The 16,042-nt window shown below is 51.2% G+C and carries 19 protein-coding genes and 1 pseudogene; 6 read left to right on the top strand and 14 right to left on the bottom strand.

The features are described 5' to 3' along the window. The first annotated feature begins 111 nt into the window (after positions 1–111). The 3 genes from J2125_RS20400 to J2125_RS20390 all read left to right on the top strand — a co-directional run bounded on the left by J2125_RS20400 (position 112) and on the right by J2125_RS20390 (position 2,591). Positions 112–984, top strand: coding sequence for an AraC family transcriptional regulator (locus J2125_RS20400; RefSeq protein WP_017801739.1), 873 nt, complete (start codon positions 112–114; stop codon positions 982–984). A gap of 221 nt (positions 985–1,205) precedes the next feature. Next, positions 1,206–1,688: an Hcp family type VI secretion system effector gene (locus J2125_RS20395; RefSeq protein ID WP_017801738.1), complete on the top strand. Its 483-nt coding sequence runs from the start codon at positions 1,206–1,208 to the stop codon at positions 1,686–1,688. Positions 1,689–1,724: 36 nt separating this feature from the next. Next, complete coding sequence (locus tag J2125_RS20390; RefSeq protein ID WP_017801737.1) at positions 1,725–2,591, top strand: hypothetical protein; 867 nt, start codon at positions 1,725–1,727, stop codon at positions 2,589–2,591. A 159-nt stretch (positions 2,592–2,750) separates the two neighbouring features. Here J2125_RS20390 and J2125_RS20385 read toward each other — a convergent pair whose 3' ends face one another. Continuing rightward, positions 2,751–3,314: an Rpn family recombination-promoting nuclease/putative transposase gene (locus J2125_RS20385; protein ID WP_244987162.1), complete on the bottom strand. Its 564-nt coding sequence runs from the start codon at positions 3,312–3,314 to the stop codon at positions 2,751–2,753. A gap of 221 nt (positions 3,315–3,535) precedes the next feature. Here J2125_RS20385 and J2125_RS20380 point away from each other — a divergent pair, with 221 nt between their 5' ends. Both J2125_RS20380 and J2125_RS20375 read left to right on the top strand, forming a co-directional pair. After that, the gene (locus J2125_RS20380; RefSeq protein ID WP_017801735.1) at positions 3,536–4,171 is read left to right on the top strand and encodes a carbonic anhydrase; all 636 of its coding nucleotides are present in this window, start codon (positions 3,536–3,538) and stop codon (positions 4,169–4,171) included. Between the two features lie 2 nt (positions 4,172–4,173). After that, the gene (locus J2125_RS20375; RefSeq protein ID WP_017801734.1) at positions 4,174–4,746 is read left to right on the top strand and encodes an RBBP9/YdeN family alpha/beta hydrolase; all 573 of its coding nucleotides are present in this window, start codon (positions 4,174–4,176) and stop codon (positions 4,744–4,746) included. A 108-nt stretch (positions 4,747–4,854) separates the two neighbouring features. Here the strand turns inward: J2125_RS20375 and J2125_RS20370 are convergent, their stop codons facing one another. The 11 genes from J2125_RS20370 to J2125_RS20320 form a co-directional block, all read right to left on the bottom strand. Beyond that, the gene (locus J2125_RS20370; RefSeq protein ID WP_157819450.1) at positions 4,855–5,133 is read right to left on the bottom strand and encodes a hypothetical protein; all 279 of its coding nucleotides are present in this window, start codon (positions 5,131–5,133) and stop codon (positions 4,855–4,857) included. A gap of 23 nt (positions 5,134–5,156) precedes the next feature. Beyond that, positions 5,157–6,176 (bottom strand): acyl-CoA--6-aminopenicillanic acid acyl-transferase, encoded by a 1,020-nt coding sequence (locus J2125_RS20365; protein ID WP_017801731.1) that lies wholly within the window; start codon positions 6,174–6,176, stop codon positions 5,157–5,159. Positions 6,177–6,197: 21 nt separating this feature from the next. Further along, a complete protein-coding gene (glnQ, locus tag J2125_RS20360; RefSeq protein WP_026111782.1) occupies positions 6,198–6,920 on the bottom strand; it encodes a glutamine ABC transporter ATP-binding protein GlnQ in 723 nt (240 codons plus the stop codon). Positions 6,921–6,922: 2 nt separating this feature from the next. Then, positions 6,923–7,579 (bottom strand): glutamine ABC transporter permease GlnP, encoded by a 657-nt coding sequence (gene glnP / locus J2125_RS20355; RefSeq protein ID WP_026111781.1) that lies wholly within the window; start codon positions 7,577–7,579, stop codon positions 6,923–6,925. A 51-nt stretch (positions 7,580–7,630) separates the two neighbouring features. After that, positions 7,631–8,383: a glutamine ABC transporter substrate-binding protein GlnH gene (gene glnH, locus J2125_RS20350; protein WP_017801728.1), complete on the bottom strand. Its 753-nt coding sequence runs from the start codon at positions 8,381–8,383 to the stop codon at positions 7,631–7,633. 151 nt (positions 8,384–8,534) lie between these two features. Next, positions 8,535–9,086, bottom strand: a complete 552-nt coding sequence (locus J2125_RS20345) for a carboxymuconolactone decarboxylase family protein (protein WP_017801727.1) — start codon at positions 9,084–9,086, stop codon at positions 8,535–8,537. Beyond that, positions 9,083–10,426 carry an aspartate aminotransferase family protein gene (locus J2125_RS20340; RefSeq protein WP_017801726.1) on the bottom strand — a complete coding sequence of 448 codons (1,344 nt, stop codon included), beginning with the start codon at positions 10,424–10,426 and terminating at the stop codon, positions 9,083–9,085. The genes J2125_RS20345 and J2125_RS20340 overlap by 4 nt, the downstream gene beginning before the upstream one ends. 133 nt (positions 10,427–10,559) lie before the next feature. Beyond that, positions 10,560–11,417: a MurR/RpiR family transcriptional regulator gene (locus J2125_RS20335; protein WP_017801725.1), complete on the bottom strand. Its 858-nt coding sequence runs from the start codon at positions 11,415–11,417 to the stop codon at positions 10,560–10,562. A gap of 129 nt (positions 11,418–11,546) precedes the next feature. Next, the gene (locus J2125_RS20330) at positions 11,547–11,942 is read right to left on the bottom strand and encodes a VOC family protein (protein WP_026111780.1); all 396 of its coding nucleotides are present in this window, start codon (positions 11,940–11,942) and stop codon (positions 11,547–11,549) included. A 129-nt stretch (positions 11,943–12,071) separates the two neighbouring features. Then, positions 12,072–12,518 carry a GNAT family N-acetyltransferase gene (locus tag J2125_RS20325; protein ID WP_017801723.1) on the bottom strand — a complete coding sequence of 149 codons (447 nt, stop codon included), beginning with the start codon at positions 12,516–12,518 and terminating at the stop codon, positions 12,072–12,074. 327 nt (positions 12,519–12,845) lie between these two features. Then, entirely contained in the window at positions 12,846–13,250 is a 405-nt protein-coding gene (locus tag J2125_RS20320) for a (R)-mandelonitrile lyase (protein WP_209499533.1), read from the bottom strand. A 537-nt stretch (positions 13,251–13,787) separates the two neighbouring features. Here J2125_RS20320 and J2125_RS20315 point away from each other — a divergent pair. Next, a pseudogene (locus tag J2125_RS20315) lies at positions 13,788–13,919 on the top strand (IS3 family transposase); the annotation flags it as partial. Positions 13,920–14,090: 171 nt separating this feature from the next. Here J2125_RS20315 and J2125_RS20310 read toward each other — a convergent pair. Beyond that, positions 14,091–15,056 (bottom strand): alcohol dehydrogenase catalytic domain-containing protein, encoded by a 966-nt coding sequence (locus tag J2125_RS20310; protein WP_017801720.1) that lies wholly within the window; start codon positions 15,054–15,056, stop codon positions 14,091–14,093. A 73-nt stretch (positions 15,057–15,129) separates the two neighbouring features. Continuing rightward, on the bottom strand, positions 15,130–15,912 hold the full coding sequence (locus tag J2125_RS20305; protein WP_017801719.1) for an SDR family NAD(P)-dependent oxidoreductase: 783 nt from the start codon (positions 15,910–15,912) through the stop codon (positions 15,130–15,132). Positions 15,913–16,042 lie beyond the last annotated feature (130 nt).

The following is a 16,042-nucleotide window of genomic DNA, read 5'->3' as shown; positions in this document are numbered from 1 at the left end:
GGCAACAGCGTCCCGCACACGTACCCATTCTTCTCTAATCCTTGCCTGTTCTTCTCACCCTGCTTGTTTTGCCATCGGTTCAGACTTATGCTCGATGGCATGAATACTGCTATGAATGAGTTGCGCTCTCTCGTGATGCGCGCTGATAACCGCTGGACTGAAACCGGAATTCCACGCGTGACGATGGTCAGAGCCGAAGCCTGTGCGAACCAGGTTTATCAGCCAATGCTGCATCTGGTGCTACAGGGCAGAAAGACCCTGTCGATTGGCGAGCAGTTTTTTGACTATGCCGCAGCGAGTTACTTCGTGGTGCCGGTTGACGTGCCCGCAACCGGGGAGATTTATCCCGCGGGGACAGATCTGCCTTTTCTGGCTATCAGTCTGGCTCTGGATCCAGGCATGATTACCTCGTTGCTGGCTGGAGATATTGGGTTTAAACAGCGGCAAAACAGCTGTTGTTTTTCCGCCGCTGACGCGACGCCTGAACTGCTCGACGCCTGGTTGCGCATGATGAGGCTGATGGAGCGGCCAGCAGAAGTCGCAGTGCTGGCGCCGATGATTGAACGCGAAATTCTGTTCAGGGTTCTGCAGGGGCCGTCTGGCGATATGCTGCGTGAGATCGCGCGTCCGGACGGGCATTTGTCACAGATACGCCGCGCCATCTACTGGATCCGCGAGCATTACACCGAGCCCTTTCGCGTTGAGCAACTTGCGGCCATGGCAGATATGAGCGTCGCCACCTTCTATCGCCACTTCAAATCCATCACCACCATGACGCCGATTCAATACCAGAAGCAATTGCGCCTGATAAGGGCGCGCTGGTTACTGCTGTTCGAACCGAGAGATGCTGCCTCCATCGCCTTTTCGGTGGGTTATGAAAGCGCATCACAGTTCAGTCGTGAATATGCCCGTTTGTATGGTATGCCGCCGGTGCGGGATGCGGCCAGATTCAGAATGCCTGGCGAGTCGCGGGGAATACCTTAAAACGTAATGCGTGAAACACGACTCGCCTGTCAGGCCTCACTGGTCTTCAGCCTCCCTTTATCAGCGCCCCCCACCAGAACGCGCCAGACACTTTCAGAATCATCCCAATAAATACTCCAATCCGGTTAATTTATTGACATGTTGCTATGTTAAATTTTACTAATGTGTGTGGGCTATATCAATTCGCATCTCTCTCATAAAGAAAAACCGGGAATCAGGCCATGGCGACAGATATGTTTTTGAAAGTTGAGGGTATCGAGGGTGAATCGCAAAACGCGAATCATAAAAAATGGATCGATGTCTACTCGTTCAGCTGGAGTGCGCAGCAACCTGGTAATATGGCCGTTGGCGGCGGAGGCGGCGCAGGTAAAGTAAACTTCGGCGATCTCAGCGTGCAGGCGCTCATCGACAAGACCACCCCAACATTACTGCAATACTGTTCGGCCGGTAAACATCTGCCAAAAGTTCAGTTGTCGGTATGCAAAGCAGGCGGTCAGGAAGTGGAGTACACCCTTATCACCCTGGAAGATGTGCTGGTGACACATACTGATTTTATCGGGGTTAAACACGGATCCACGCTCGGTATGGAGTATTCCTTTCAGGCAGCTAAAGTATCGACGGAATACTGGGAGCAATCAGATAAGGGCAACAGAGGTGCTTCCGTACAGATGGGCTGGGATATAAAACAGAACAAAGCAAGCTAACCCTGGTACGCAGCGTATCTTAATGATGAGGACTTTATGGCATTTCCTAAATCACATGAAATCGCAGGGCTTACCACACAACCCGAATTGAATCCCAGTGTGTCAGCCTGCTTTTTACCGCAACAGGTTCTGAATGAAGCGCTGATTCTTGTCAGAACCATGTCGCCCGGCGATCTCTCCGCGCTGTCGCAAATGGAAACCAGCCAGATCGCGTTAACGCTGAATAAATACAAGGATGAAAACAACCGCAACTATGCTTCAACAGATCCTGAGCTGGGGAGAAGACGTCCGACAGGAAGAATTGAACAGATAGATAACCGCATTTCGGCCACTGTCCCCGGCACCAACTGGCGACAAGGCGTTCGTGTTCAGTATCTGGATAATATGTCGAAACTCGTAACCGGTTTCATTGGTGGATCCCTTTTCACGGGAGTCCTGGCGGGAGCGCCAGCCGGTGCAGGTAGCGTTGTTGGCAGAGGTCTGGCGCAGCTGGGCGCACTTGTTGCCTCTGGCCTGGGAACACACTATGTCACCACCCGCGCAGCTTCAGTAAATCAGATGGCGGCGCATATCAAAAAACTGGCTGAGACGTTTAATACCACCTATAACGCTTTTGGCGAGTTCCGCAATGACGTTTTTAAAAAACTGATGAATTTTAAGCCTGACTTAGAAAGCAATAACCCGGTTTCTTTTGAACAAAAAACCACCATTGAGAATGGTATTCCAGCCAACGATGCCACGCAAATTCAGCAAATATTACGCCAGTTAGCCTACAGTAATCAGATTGACCGTATTGATATTGTCGGTCAAGGAGATAACTTTATCGGCGTTTATTTCAACCAGACTCAGCTCAATCTGACACGCATCCAATATGATTATTTAACTAATTTGAAACTGCCATAACTGGCAAATTGGCTGGCGCAGGGTGTTCCATATTTTTTATCCAGGAACCAGGATGAACTCAGCGCCAGCCATTCATCAGCATCTGATAAACGTTATTGCGCCGCTACTCTGCCCGGCATGAGTAATCATGCACTGGCGGCAATCACGTCCGCTCACGCACTAATGGTGAAGAAGATTCAGCTCTTCTGCCGTCAGGCCAGTCATTTTCATAATACTCGCGGGTTCCAGACCTTCAGAAAGCATTTTACGGGCAACCTCAATGATCCCTTCCATTCGCCCTTTCTCCAGACCTTTTTCCAGACCTTCCTGCTTAAGCTTTTCTGCAGCTGTCATCATCAGTTCCTCATATTGACCCGTGCGCTGTGCCAGCGCGCGCATAAATGATTGCGGATCGGCTGTTTCCCCAACCTGCAGCATGTAATTTACGGCCGCAATCAGTTGATCCTTTGTAGTGTAATTGCCATTAATCATCGTTGCCAGTGGCTCCAGCATTAGCATCAGATCGCGCTGGCGGCTGTGTTTATGCAAATATTCCAGCAGCGCCACGCTGCGATGCGTCATGATCTCCTCGTCGGGGATCACCGTGATATCCACCAGCGGGAAATCACTGCCATAAATCCGGGCGGCCCGTTCAGGATCGTCGAAGGCCTGCAGCCAATTCATGGAATATGGGTAAGGGCTGGTCACGCCATGATAAAAAACAGCGGGAAGATTATAATACAATCAGCGCCGTTAACTTTTAACCGCTATTTTGCACGCTATATGACGAGGGAGTTAACATTTCCCCTCATTCCGAACCTGAATCTGTCAGGTCTGTGGCCCCGGCTGGGAGCTTGTTCCCTTCATCACAGACACTTCCTGACATTAAGCCAGTTGAACCTGCCGTGATGACGGTGCAATAATGAAATTTAATTTATGCTCTGAAGCGAGGAAAAGTTGCCGTTATGAAACATATTATTGAAGGTTTTTTAAACTTCCAGAAAGACATCTTCCCCCAGCAAAAAGAGCTATTTCGTAGTCTGGCTTCCAGCCAAAATCCAAAAGCCTTATTTATCTCCTGTTCAGACAGTCGCCTCGTCCCGGAACTTGTTACGCAACAGGATCCGGGTCAGCTGTTTGTTATTCGCAACGCCGGCAATATCGTGCCTTCTTTCGGTCCGGAACCAGGTGGTGTATCCGCGACCATCGAATATGCCGTTGTAGCATTAGGGGTAACCGACATTGTGATATGCGGCCACTCTAACTGTGGCGCGATGAAAGCGATTGCTTCCTGCCAGTGTCTTGACCCTATGCCCGCAGTGGCTCACTGGTTGCACTATGCTGATGCGGCTAAAGCCGTGGTTGAAAAGAAAACCTATGCCAGTGAAGACGAAAAAGTTAATGCGATGGTGCAGGAGAATGTCATTGCACAGTTAAACAATATCAAAACCCACCCTTCTGTCGCCGTCGGATTGCGGAATAATGCCCTGCGCCTGCATGGCTGGGTGTACGACATTGAAAGCGGCGGGGTTCGTGCGCTCGATAAAAATAGCAAACAGTTTGTCTCCCTGTCCGAAAACCCGGATGTCTGCTTCGAGTAAACATGAAAACAACTTATCTGCTGGTCCCGGGTTATACCAATTCGGGACCAGAACACTGGCAGTCTTACCTCGAACGGAAATACACCAATGTCACTCGCGTTGTGCAAGATGACTGGCATCACCCCTGCCGCCAGGCATGGACTGAACGTCTGAATAGTGCGATTGCCCATACCGCAGGTGATATCGTGCTGCTCGGTCATAGTTGCGGAGCGGTGACCGTCGCGCAATGGGCGGCATCCTGCAGCAGTGAAAAGGTCAAGGCCGCAGTGATGGTCGCCCCGGCCGACGTTGACGCACAGACAGCGCTGCAGGAAATCCAGCAGCAGAGGCCACTGCCTGATGGAAATATCCCGCTCGCTTCTCTGCTGATTTGCAGTGACAACGATGAGCACCTCTCATTAATAAGAGCACATAAACTGGCCTCTGTATGGGGAAGTGAAATAGAGGTAATTCCAGGCGCAGGTCATATTCATACCGCTGCAGGCTACGGTGAATGGCTGGCAGGAGAGCAGTTAATTGAAAGTTTCACCGGGAGGAGATTTATCACTAAAGCATCGGGAAATTTGCCAATATGATGTTCCGCCGCCAGCCGGGTACAATGGCGAAGCAACAGAGTGCTGATTTCAAAAAGTGTCTCGATTATGAGGCACTTATGATTTAGCTTTCAGGCAATCATCATTTCCCTATATCGACCCGCCATCTTCGTCAGATCCATCATGCGGCTTTGTACCATCAGTCATAGCCAGCAAGCGCAGATAGTCGGCTTCCACCATATCCTCCTGAAAGCCGCCAGCGCACGCCAGTGAGTACCAGACATCTCTGGTCGTATGCGCCCTCTCCATCCAAAGATGCGGATCCGGCTGCCCGGTCCTTATCTGGTCAAGACAGTCCAGTATCATATCTTCCATTAAGAAGATCAGCTCATTGTAACTGAGGTTAAAAGTCACTTTATCTGCCATCATTCACATCCTGTGTTAACGGTATATTAGCTAAAACTTCCCTCGTGAACGGCCTTATGACGGTCAGTCCCATAAATCTGCCACTCAATCCGCCGGGTATTCAGGGTGAACACCGCGGTTGCCAGCGTATTTTCATCGTCCGGATCTTCCGGGGATAGGCGATAAATGGGCAGTGCCTCATTACTCTGATCGGATAAAATGGTTTTAGCCGCTTCAGTACTTAATCGCTGATGGCTGGTCAGTAATGTTTCCAGTTTTGCCTGCCGCGAAGCAGAACTGCCTGTCACCACCTGCTGCACATCGGCCATCGCCGGATGAATAAGATGATTGGCATGGCCCATGGTGGCCTTTACCTCAACCACAGAACAGCCTGAACCGGTGGCTTCCACACTGAACAGACGGTTGTCGCCTGTTTGCCCCAGCGTATGGTGAAAAGCACCAGCGCGCGCGTGGTTCTTCAATTGCAGCACTGCTTCGTCCAGCGTACTGGCATTGAGCGCGGCACGGGCCAGTACCTGGCGAGGAAAGCCTGCCGGGCGGTGCAGCGCACGAATGTTATTCACGGTATTAACGATCCCCTTCTCATTGACGGCAAAGGTATGACCGGGTATCGAGCCAGGATAGACGAAGCTGGTAAAGCCCACGCCTTCGTCCTGCATAATGCTGACCAGTGCGCAATCATCACGCAGCTGCGGAAAGCCATCTTCGTTATGGGCGATAATTAATTCGCCTGTCACGGTGCTGCCCGCGACCGTGGTGCAACCATCCGAGGTGGAACGCAGCAAATCGCCACGGCAGTTCCAGGCAAAGACTTCGTTAACCGGGGCTTCCAGACCCAGCGCCATTCCCTCCAGCTCCTGCCAGATCAGCGGATATTGCGCGATAACCGCCGCGCGCATCGTCTGCAACTGTTCAGATGCCTGCATGGCGACCACGGTTTGCCACAAGCGGGTTTTCGTCAGCTTCTGATGCCAGGCATCGCGGCCAAACTCACCCAGACGCTGGCCGATGGCAAAAGCGGAACCATTGATTGTGATTTTTTTCATGGAGTTATTATTCACTTGTGCTCAGGAAACATGCTGTAAAAACGCTTTCAGACGCGGATTGCTGCTGGCATTGAGCAGAATATCAGGTTGGCCATCTTCAGCAATAGTGCCGCCATCAATAAAAATCAGTCGCGATGCAACGTCACGGGCAAAGCCAATCTCATGAGTAACGATCACCATCGTCATCCCTTCCTCCGCCAGCGAGCGCATCACCTTTAACACTTCATGACGCAACTCTGGATCGAGCGCCGAAGTTGGCTCATCAAACAACATCATTTTCGGCTTCACGGCCAACGCGCGGGCAATGGCAACGCGCTGCTGCTGTCCGCCAGAAAGCGCCGCAGGATAGTAATTAGCGCCTTCACGCAGGCCAACACGCTCCAGCAGCACCAGCGCCTGCTCACGCGCTGCCGCTTTGCTCTGCTTGCGTACGCGAATCGGGCCGAACATCACATTTTCCAGCGCCGTCAGGTGCGGGAACAGATGAAACTGCTGAAACACCATACCTGCTTCGCGACGGATATCGCATTCATTGGCGTGTGGATCGGTGATATGCATTCCAGCGACCAGCAGAGTGCCTGATGAAATCTCTTCCAGCTTATTAATACAGCGTAACAGCGTAGATTTTCCCGATCCCGACGGACCAATAATCACGACCACTTCGCCAGCATCAATTTTCAAATTAATATTATGCAGCACCTGGGTGGCGCCAAAATGCTTAGAAACCGCATTAAATTCAACCATGCTCATAAAATATGGATCCTTTTTTCCAGTTGCTTCAGCAGGAAGCTCAGGCACAGCGTTACCAGCAGGTAAATCAGCGCCACTGCGGTCCACACTTCCAGCGCACGGAAGTTTCCGGCGATAATTTCCTGCCCCTGACGCGTTAATTCAGCCACGCCTATCACGATAAACAGTGAGGTGTCTTTAATGCTGATGATCCATTGGTTGCCCAGTGCCGGGATCATCCGGCGTAGCGCCAGCGGCATTATGACGAACCACAGCGTACTGCGCTGGGACAAGCCCATCGCCAGGCTCGCTTCTTTAAAGCCTTTATTGATTGACAGAATGGCGCCACGGGTGATTTCTGCAATATAGGCGCCTGAGTTGATAATAATGGTAACAATTGCTGCGGTAACCGGATCAATACGAATCGGCAGCACCATGGGTAAAGCGAAGTAAATAAACATCACCTGTACCATAATTGGCGTACCACGGATAAGTTCAACGAAAATAAGCGATATCGTCTTCGTTATCTTGCCGCCAAGTGCGCGGCAGGTGCCTGCCAGCAGGCCAATGGTAAAGCCGCCCAACAAACCTGCCAGTGAGATGATTAGCGTCAGTTGCAACCCCTGTAATAATAGTGGCAGGGATTCCCATATATATTTTGTTTCGAAATTCATATATCGACCAGATTGCCTTAATTCAGGCCGGTTTTCACCGGCCTGAAGGGATTATTTAGGTTGCTTATCAAACCATTTCACATAAAGTTTGTTATAAGTACCATCGGCACGTAATGCTTTCAGCGCAGCATCGACTTTCGGCGTCCAGCTGCTGTTTTTCTGCAGGGCAAAGCCATACTGCTGTGGCAAAATGCTGTCGGTTTCACCGGTAGATTTCACTTTGCCATCTCCCGCAATTTTCACGTAGTACAGCACGTTTGGCGAATCATGTACCACAGCATCCAGATTACCCGCCTGCAGATCGAGATAGGCATTATCGATATTCGGGAACTCAATGTAGTCTGCTTTATATTTTGCTTTCATAAAGCTGGCGGCAGCAGTGCCCTGCTTCAGCCCTACTTTTTTACCGGCAAGATCGCTAAATTTGGTAATGGTGTTATCACCGTTTTTCACCGCCATTAACAGGTCAGCATTGTAATACCCATCGCTGAAATCGACCGCCTGCTTTCTGGCATCGGTGATAGTAATTCCTGCCATCGCCACATCCAGATTGCGTGATTGCAGGCCTGGAATTAAACCACCAAAATCCATCGGACGTAATTCATAGCTGACATCCATTTTCTGCGCAATGGCATCCCATAAGTCGATATCAAAACCGACATATTTATCACCTTGTTTAAATTCAAACGGTACAAATGCGGTATCAACGCCAACCACTAATTTATCCTGGGCCATAGCGACAAAACTCGCCGAACAGGCAACCAGCGCCAGTGTAACTTTTAATTTAGAAAAAAATGCAGACATAACAACCCTCAGCGTCAGTGAAATAGCAGGCAGTAGCATTCGCGCAGCACAATAAATAATTGGCCGCTATTTAAAATAAATGATATTCAGCACGAAAAATATGCGCATAGCAAAGGTGGCATCTGCCTGCGCTTATTTTTTAGCGAACTGCTTATGCAGGGATAATAAAATCCCGGGTTTCGGGTACCGGCGTCTGCGCACCGTTCATTATCATTGAAAGAAAGCTGTAATAACCATTAATACCCATCAGATCGACCACACCTTTTTCGCCCCATAGCGTAATGGCCTGTTGCCAGGTGTCGTCATTCACTTTTTTCTGCTGATGCAGCTGCTGGCAGAAGTGATAAACCACCCACTCATCATCCTGCAAATCTTCGGGCCGGCGCTGTTCATTGATTGCCTGCACCGCGCTGGCAGAGATCCCTTTTTCACGCGCGACAGAGGCGTGAATCGCCCATTCCACTGGCTGCGACCAGTGTCGGGCGGTGAGCAGAATCGCCAGTTCCGACAGACGTTGCCCCAGGGCGCTACGATAGCGCAGATATTCTCCCATACGCTGTGCATGAGCCATCAGCTCCGGGCTGCGCAGCAGTGGTTCAAAAGGCGGCAACAATGCGCCGCGTGGCCCATTAATGATCTCTTCTGCCAGCTGGCGTTGTTCATCGCTCCATTGATGTTCTGCAAGCGGCGGTAAACGGTTCATGGCTGATGCCCCGCCAGCTTACGCGTTTCGGTGTTGATCACCTGATGCAGGGTATCCACCACAAAATCGAGTTGCGGACGGGTGACGATAAACGGCGGTGCAATCAGAATATGATCGCCATATTGCCCGTCTACGGTGCCGCCCATTGGATAGACCATCAGCCCGCGTTCCATACATTGCGCTTTAATCGCGGCATGTAACTTCAGTGCGGGATCGAACGGTGTTTTGCTGGCTTTGTCCTGCACTAACTCTACGCCGGCGAACAAGCCGCGCCCTCGCGTGTCGCCCACATGTGGCAGTTCTCCCAGCACGTCATTCAGCATCTGATGCAGATACGCTCCCTGCTGCTGTACCTGCTCCAGCAGGTTATCGCGCGCAATAATTTGCTGCACCGCCAGTGCCGCCGCCGCCGCCGTAGCATGGCAGATATAGGTGTGCCCGTGCTGGAACAGGCCACTGCCCGCCTGTAACGCCGCCACGATCTTTTCGCTCGCCAGCACCGCGCCAATCGGCTGATAACCGCCGCCTAAGCCTTTGGCGATAGTAACAATATCCGGCACTACGCCATCCTGCTCAAATGCATGCAGGGTGCCGGTGCGCCCCATACCGCACATCACCTCATCCGCGATATACAGGATGCCGTATTTGTCACACAAATGGCGCACGCCCTGAAAGTACCCCGGTGTTGGCGGCGTGGCGCCAGTGGTGGCGCCGACCACGGTTTCAGCACAAAAGCCGATGATTGTCTCCGGGCCTGCCGACAGAATGGCCTCTTCCAGTTCGTTCAGCAGGCGCTGGGTATATTGCTGCTGGCTTTCATCGTCGCGGCGATCGCGATACTCATTACACGCCGATACGCGCACCACATCCATCAGCAACGGAGCAAACTGACGGCGACGCCATTCATTGCCCCCCACTGCCAGTGCGCCAAGGGTGTTGCCGTGATAACTCTGCTTGCGGGCAATAAAAGTGGTGCGCTCCGGTTGTCCAGTCTCAACAAAATACTGGCGCGCCAGTTTCAGAGCGGTTTCGACCGCTTCGGAACCACCGGAGACGAAGTAGGCATAATTCAGATCGCCAGGTGCGGTACGGGTCAGTTGCGCGGCGAGCTGTTCCACGGTTTCACTGGTAAAAAAGCTGCTATGCGCATAGGCCAGTTGATCAATCTGACGATGCATGGCTGCCAGCACCTCGGGATGACCATGCCCAAGGCAAGAGACGGCAGCTCCCCCGCAGGCATCAAGATAACGCTTACCGCTGACATCCGTGATGTAAGCTGCCTGCGCGCTCACCGCCACAACTGGCGTGGAACGAAGGCTGCGGTGAATGATCTGACTCATGCTCTTTTCCTGCTCCTGAAAACGCTAACGCGATCGATTGGGAGCATCTTGCATGATTCATTTGAATGACGTCAACGCAAATATGATTCAAATGCATTTCATTTTCTTATGATGGAAGCAAATGAATCATCTTTCATGATTTTCCAGGGATAACATATGCGCCTGAATCAATCAGATAACGCTCCGCATTCTCAATTTTGCTGACCGCTTCGCGTCCATGGCGCGCCACCAGCATCGCCATCAGACACTCCGCTAACCCCATACCGGAAACCACCGAAGGGAAAAATGAAGGGCTGTCAATCGAGAACAGCAAAGTGCAATCCGCCGTCTGCGCCAGCGGTGAAACCGGGGAATCGGTAATGGCGATAATACGTGTGCCAGCCTGAGCTGCCGCATTCAGCACATCCAGTGATTCGCGCGAATAAGGGGCGAAGCTGGTCAGCAATACGCAATCTTTGCCAGTTAACTCACGGGTAAAGACTTCAATATTACTGGCCAGGCCATCAATCAACGAAACCTGACGATTGAATAGCCGGTAGACATAAAACAGTGACCAGGCAATAGGAAAGCTGGCGCGAAAACCGCAGATATAGACGTTGTCAGCCTCATCCAGCAGTGTTACTGCCTGATGCATCGCCTGCTGATTTTCCGCCTGGGTAAACGCCAGGTTGGCCTGGTGCGCCCGAAAGACTTCTTCGTACAGCTCAGGCTGTGTCTTTTTAGCAATCAATTTTTCCGCTTTAGATACATATGTATCATTTCGCAGGCCAATATCGTCAATCATGGCGCTTTTTAATTCCCCCCAGCCGTTATAGCCAAGGCGCTGCGCCAGTCGCAGCAGCGTGGCAGGCTTAACGCCGCCTTCTGCGGCAAATGCCCGCATTGACAGTACGACCAGTTGATTGGCGTGCTGCAGTGAAAACTCAGCGGCACGCTGTAACTCTGGCGACAACAGGCTGAACTGGCTGACAATTTTTTCTCGAATATTCATATCATTTTCAGTATGTTTGGCGGCTTATATATGATGCCGATGCAGCATTCTCAGTAGCCAGATATAACCATAAAACGTGCACAGTTGCTGGAAAATAGCTAAGCGCCATTCTGCTGAGAAAAGAAAGATTCAGGCGTTCTGGTATAAGTCCCAGCGATTTCCGTACAGGTCTTCGAAAACCACCACCTTACCGTACTCTTCATCCCTGGGGTCCTCGCAAAAATGCACGCCGGCAGACTTCATGGCTTCATAATCTCGCCAGAAATCGTCAGTTTGCAGGAAGAGAAACACCCGCCCTCCGCACTGATTGCCGATAAACGTTTGTTGTGTTTCGTTTGACGCCCGTGCTAACAGAAGATTGCAGTCACTGTCCGGATTTGGCGATACTACCACCCATCTTTTCCCCGGCTGCGGGGTATCTTCAATAAGGGTGAAACCGAGTTTTTGCGTGTAATATTCAATCGCCCGGTCGTAATCATCAACAACAATAGCAACGTATCCCATACACCTTTTCTGCGTTCTCAAAATCTGCTCCGATTTCAGCTTAATTGTGCCAGTTCTCTTTTTATCATGAATTATTCGTCACTCTGAGTGATGGTAACGCGGTTTATGGAGGGCGCTGTGTATGAACTGGTAAGAATATGGGAAGCAACACTACGTACTTGTCAGGGGCAGACGATGTGTGACCTTCGCGGAACCAGTGAACGGAATAAAACCAGCCCGTTGGTAGAAGATAAAAGCTGAAGGCGGTGCATTGGTATTAAGAAAATCAAACCAAAGCGCTGAATCCTTTACCACTTCGCTTAAAAGCAGGCTGCCAGCCTGCATACGCCTCCACTGATTGCTTATATACAGATGCCTTATTCTTCCTGCACGGGCGTTAATCATAAATGGATCACGGTTCAGTCCACAGACACCCACGAGCAGACCTTCGGATAACACCCCAAGCAGTTTTTCACCCGGTTTATCAAAGCGGTTTTTATTCGTCAGCCAGTTATCCTCCAGTCTGCTTAGCATATTAAACCCGGATGCAATGCTTTCCGACTTTAATGTCTGAAATCCGGTACTGTCTGGGCGAATGTTGCCGATAGTGAATTCCATAAGCATTCCGTTGGTAGCAGTTAACCGAGTATCGATAGCATGCCTGAAACATCAAGGGGCGGGAACTCAAAATCAGCTTAACAGCTCTCTGACTCAGCTTGAGGAACAACGCAGTGAGCTAAAGACAATGCTCACCCACGATGTCTGAACTGTTCAGCGTGTATGTATACCAGCAACATTAATTCAATGTCTGTGCTTGCCAGATTTTCTCGAAACTGATCTATACAACGGGCGCTCAGCACTGCAGTCGCGCCTTTTGCATTTAAGGTACATACGACTCACTGCTGGCACCGGTGATCACAACGACGTTGCCGGTGATGTTATGACTCATTCAGTCTCTCCATATTGCTCGTCAGAGACTTTCTCCAGCCATTCAACAACACTGCCATCTTGTGCTTCCTGAATGGCAATATGCGTCATTGCGGTAGTCGCGCTGGCGCCATGCCAGTGCTTTTCATCGGCCGGGATGCAGACCACATCGCCAGCACGAATTTCGCGTGCCGGCTCCCCCCAGGTTTGTACGTAACCAAAGCCGGACGTTACAATCAGGCGCTGGCCCAGTGGGTGTGTATGCCATGCTGTGCGGGCTCCGGGTTCAAAAGTGACATGGCCAGCACTGGCTCGCGCGTTTTTATCGGCAGCAAACATGGGATCAATACGAACAGTGCCAGTGAACCACTCTTCAGGACCCACCATTGACGCTTGTGATCCGGCTTTATTGATTGTAGTCATCTTATTTCCTCAAAACTGTCTGGATAGATTGGTCCTAATCAGCAGGTGATTCAGGCCAGTCGCGCCTGTACCGAAACGCTTCTTCAGTAAATGCCGTCAGCTGCAGAGCGGACTTCCAGTATGCATCATGGATTGATTAGCATTAACCCGGCAAAACTGAATGCATATATGAGAGAATTTCATTAATGCGGGCCCGTGTCCCACTCCCTTTCGCCTGTTCCTGACCCAGTGTGATATCTAATTTTTTGAATTTCATAACAAATTCAATTCAGGATGTCTCCCTGCGCTGGTAGTTTTAAGTGAATACTGGCATGACCATTTCCGTTATCCACTGAATATCTACATAGCAGAAAGCAACTACGTGGATGCAAAGAGTAAATTGATATAATCATTAAACACATTCAGTATTCAGGCAATTATTTTATCAATATGGAGAAATGTGTTAAATGATGAGAGCATCGAACCAGATCTATTTCTCAACCTGGTACGTATTGACCTGCGTTCAGAGTTTATTGATTCAATGGCCGAGGGGCAATCAGAAGAAGATTTGGCTACCGGCGCATATGGCAGCTTTTGCGACGGGAAGGTCTTGGCGTTAATTACAAGCGGGTTCCGCTTCAGCGCCATGATGCTCCGAGCCTGACGTGGTCGATGGATTTTGTCATGAATGTCCATCGTTTAAAAAATGGACTGAATGTCTCAGAGCCTGAAGCGGACATTGACACAATATTACCTGGCTTTAATAAACTTATATACGTAGCGCTTGTGCCATGAGTAACCTCCCAGCGGTTCTCGTTGATTGCATTTACAAGAGAAAAAAGCCTTACGGCCAGTAAGTTCTCAAGAACCGGGTTTATCGTCTGACGCTGGCTGCGCCAGTGCCACGTATCGCCCACGCACGCCACCCAGTTCAAGCTTTTTCAGACAATCGGGAATTTCATCAAAGGTGATGGGCAGGACATCGGACTTGATATTTCCAGATGCCATAAGCGCCAGCACTGCTTCAGCCTCAGACTTATCACCATTAGCTGCGCCGATATAGGTTATCTCTTTCATTGTGATCTTCTGCGCCGAAATTGTCGCCATTTCCCTGGCTAGACCCACCTGCACGACGCGCCCCTGGGGCCGCACAGCGTCGATAGCTGCCGCAGTCGTGGTGCCATAACCGGCGAAGTCGACGATAACATCCAGCCCCTTATCCTCAAATTCCCGAATATCGGCGGCAACATCACGCGCACCCTGCTTGCGGGCTTCGTCCCATGCGGCTTCATTGACCTCCGCGACATAAATAATGGCACCGATCTCATGGGCAATCTGTACTGCCAGCGAACCCAGCCCACCGAAGCCGATGATCCCTACCGTCATGCCAGCAACAACATGACCCGCAGTGACCAGCCCGCGATAAGCAGTACGGGCGGCGTCCATTGCCGGTGCCGCCTGCTCAAAGGCGACCGCGTCGGGCAGGTGAACACATTGCCCGGCAACAGCCACGACTTTATCCGCAAATCCACCGTTACGTGCCGTGCCGGGCGAATCAACGGTAGCTGGTATACCAACGCGCTGCCCGACACTGAAATCCGTAACCCCGCTACCGACCGCCGAGACAATGCCTGCGATCTCATGCCCCAGCACGATTGGGATGTGCGCCAACAGGGAGGTAAGGGTGCCATCGATATAACTGACATCACTGTGGCATAAGCCAGCTGCTTTGATGTCGATTACGATCTCTCCCTGACCGGCCTCTGGATCGGGTAATTCGTTCCTTATCAGGGGTTCGTTAACCCCAACAAACTGCCATGCTTTCATCAGTGTTCCTGTTAGTTAACCAGTGAGTGCCGGACGAGATCATTAAAGTCGCCGGCCCAGACTGAGGTTGTGTTCAGTGTTCCATGACCGGTGTGACGCCGCCCGAAACCGATAAACCACCGTCGATGACTTGCGAGGTGCCCGTGGTGAACCATGACTCATCGCTCGCCAGGTACAGCACCAGATAAGCGACATCGATCGGGCGGCCCATGCGACGCAGCGGCTGTGCTGCGGCGGCCGCCTCCATCGATGCCTGATCAGGAAAAGCTTCTTCCACCATTGCAGTGCTGATAACGCCGGGATTCACCGAATTAACACGAATATTCATTGGCGCCAGCTCAATTGCCGCAGCGCGGGATACTGCGTCAACGGCACCCTTACTGGCGGTGTATGCGGTAAAACGTCCACAGGCATTGACGACCGCGAGTGAAGCGATGTTGACGATGGCACCGACCCCCGCCTCCTTCATTTGCGGGATCACTGCCTGCATGCCGGCAAACTGGCTCCATGCATTGACATCCATCGTCCGGCGCCAATGTTCATAGGTGACCAGATCATAGGGGGCCGGAGCCAGGATGCCAGCGTTGTTGACAAGAATGGTAATCGGCCCAAATGCCGTCTTGCCCTCCGCTACAACCCTCTCCCAATCCGTGGATAATGCGACATCATGCTGAAGCGCGAGTGCGGCGCCCGGACGTTCTGCGTTGATCTCCTCGACAACCTTTTTAACCGCTTCGAAATTAATATCGGTAGCAATAACGTGTGCCCCTTCACTGGCCAGCAGCCGAGCCTCGGCTTCGCCTTGCCCGCCGCCAGCGCCCGTAACCAGCGCGATCTTGCCTGATACCCTTCCCATGTTGCCCCCTCATTTATTAGTAATTTTTTAACATTAAATCAACGAGCAATTAACCTTAGCATAAAGTGGTCACTAATGACCACTTTATGCAAGGGCATGATCGCACTATCAATCAAAGATAACTTTGCGT

The sequence above is a fragment of the Winslowiella toletana genome, assembly GCF_017875465.1.
Taxonomy (GTDB): domain Bacteria; phylum Pseudomonadota; class Gammaproteobacteria; order Enterobacterales; family Enterobacteriaceae; genus Erwinia; species Erwinia toletana.
Note: the sequence above shows the minus strand (reverse complement) of the source record. Positions and strands in the feature narration are given on the sequence as shown.

Coding starts and splice junctions, on each gene's coding strand:
- J2125_RS20400 (WP_017801739.1), top strand. CDS start 112: ATGAATGAGTTGCGCTCTCTCGTGATGCGCGCTGATAACCGCTGGACT.
- J2125_RS20395 (WP_017801738.1), top strand. CDS start 1,206: ATGGCGACAGATATGTTTTTGAAAGTTGAGGGTATCGAGGGTGAATCG.
- J2125_RS20390 (WP_017801737.1), top strand. CDS start 1,725: ATGGCATTTCCTAAATCACATGAAATCGCAGGGCTTACCACACAACCC.
- J2125_RS20380 (WP_017801735.1), top strand. CDS start 3,536: ATGAAACATATTATTGAAGGTTTTTTAAACTTCCAGAAAGACATCTTC.
- J2125_RS20375 (WP_017801734.1), top strand. CDS start 4,174: ATGAAAACAACTTATCTGCTGGTCCCGGGTTATACCAATTCGGGACCA.
- J2125_RS20370 (WP_157819450.1), bottom strand. CDS start 5,133: ATGATGGCAGATAAAGTGACTTTTAACCTCAGTTACAATGAGCTGATC.
- J2125_RS20365 (WP_017801731.1), bottom strand. CDS start 6,176: ATGAAAAAAATCACAATCAATGGTTCCGCTTTTGCCATCGGCCAGCGT.
- glnQ (WP_026111782.1), bottom strand. CDS start 6,920: ATGGTTGAATTTAATGCGGTTTCTAAGCATTTTGGCGCCACCCAGGTG.
- glnP (WP_026111781.1), bottom strand. CDS start 7,579: ATGAATTTCGAAACAAAATATATATGGGAATCCCTGCCACTATTATTA.
- glnH (WP_017801728.1), bottom strand. CDS start 8,383: ATGTCTGCATTTTTTTCTAAATTAAAAGTTACACTGGCGCTGGTTGCC.
- J2125_RS20345 (WP_017801727.1), bottom strand. CDS start 9,086: ATGAACCGTTTACCGCCGCTTGCAGAACATCAATGGAGCGATGAACAA.
- J2125_RS20340 (WP_017801726.1), bottom strand. CDS start 10,426: ATGAGTCAGATCATTCACCGCAGCCTTCGTTCCACGCCAGTTGTGGCG.
- J2125_RS20335 (WP_017801725.1), bottom strand. CDS start 11,417: ATGAATATTCGAGAAAAAATTGTCAGCCAGTTCAGCCTGTTGTCGCCA.
- J2125_RS20325 (WP_017801723.1), bottom strand. CDS start 12,518: ATGGAATTCACTATCGGCAACATTCGCCCAGACAGTACCGGATTTCAG.
- J2125_RS20320 (WP_209499533.1), bottom strand. CDS start 13,250: ATGACTACAATCAATAAAGCCGGATCACAAGCGTCAATGGTGGGTCCT.
- J2125_RS20310 (WP_017801720.1), bottom strand. CDS start 15,056: ATGAAAGCATGGCAGTTTGTTGGGGTTAACGAACCCCTGATAAGGAAC.
- J2125_RS20305 (WP_017801719.1), bottom strand. CDS start 15,912: ATGGGAAGGGTATCAGGCAAGATCGCGCTGGTTACGGGCGCTGGCGGC.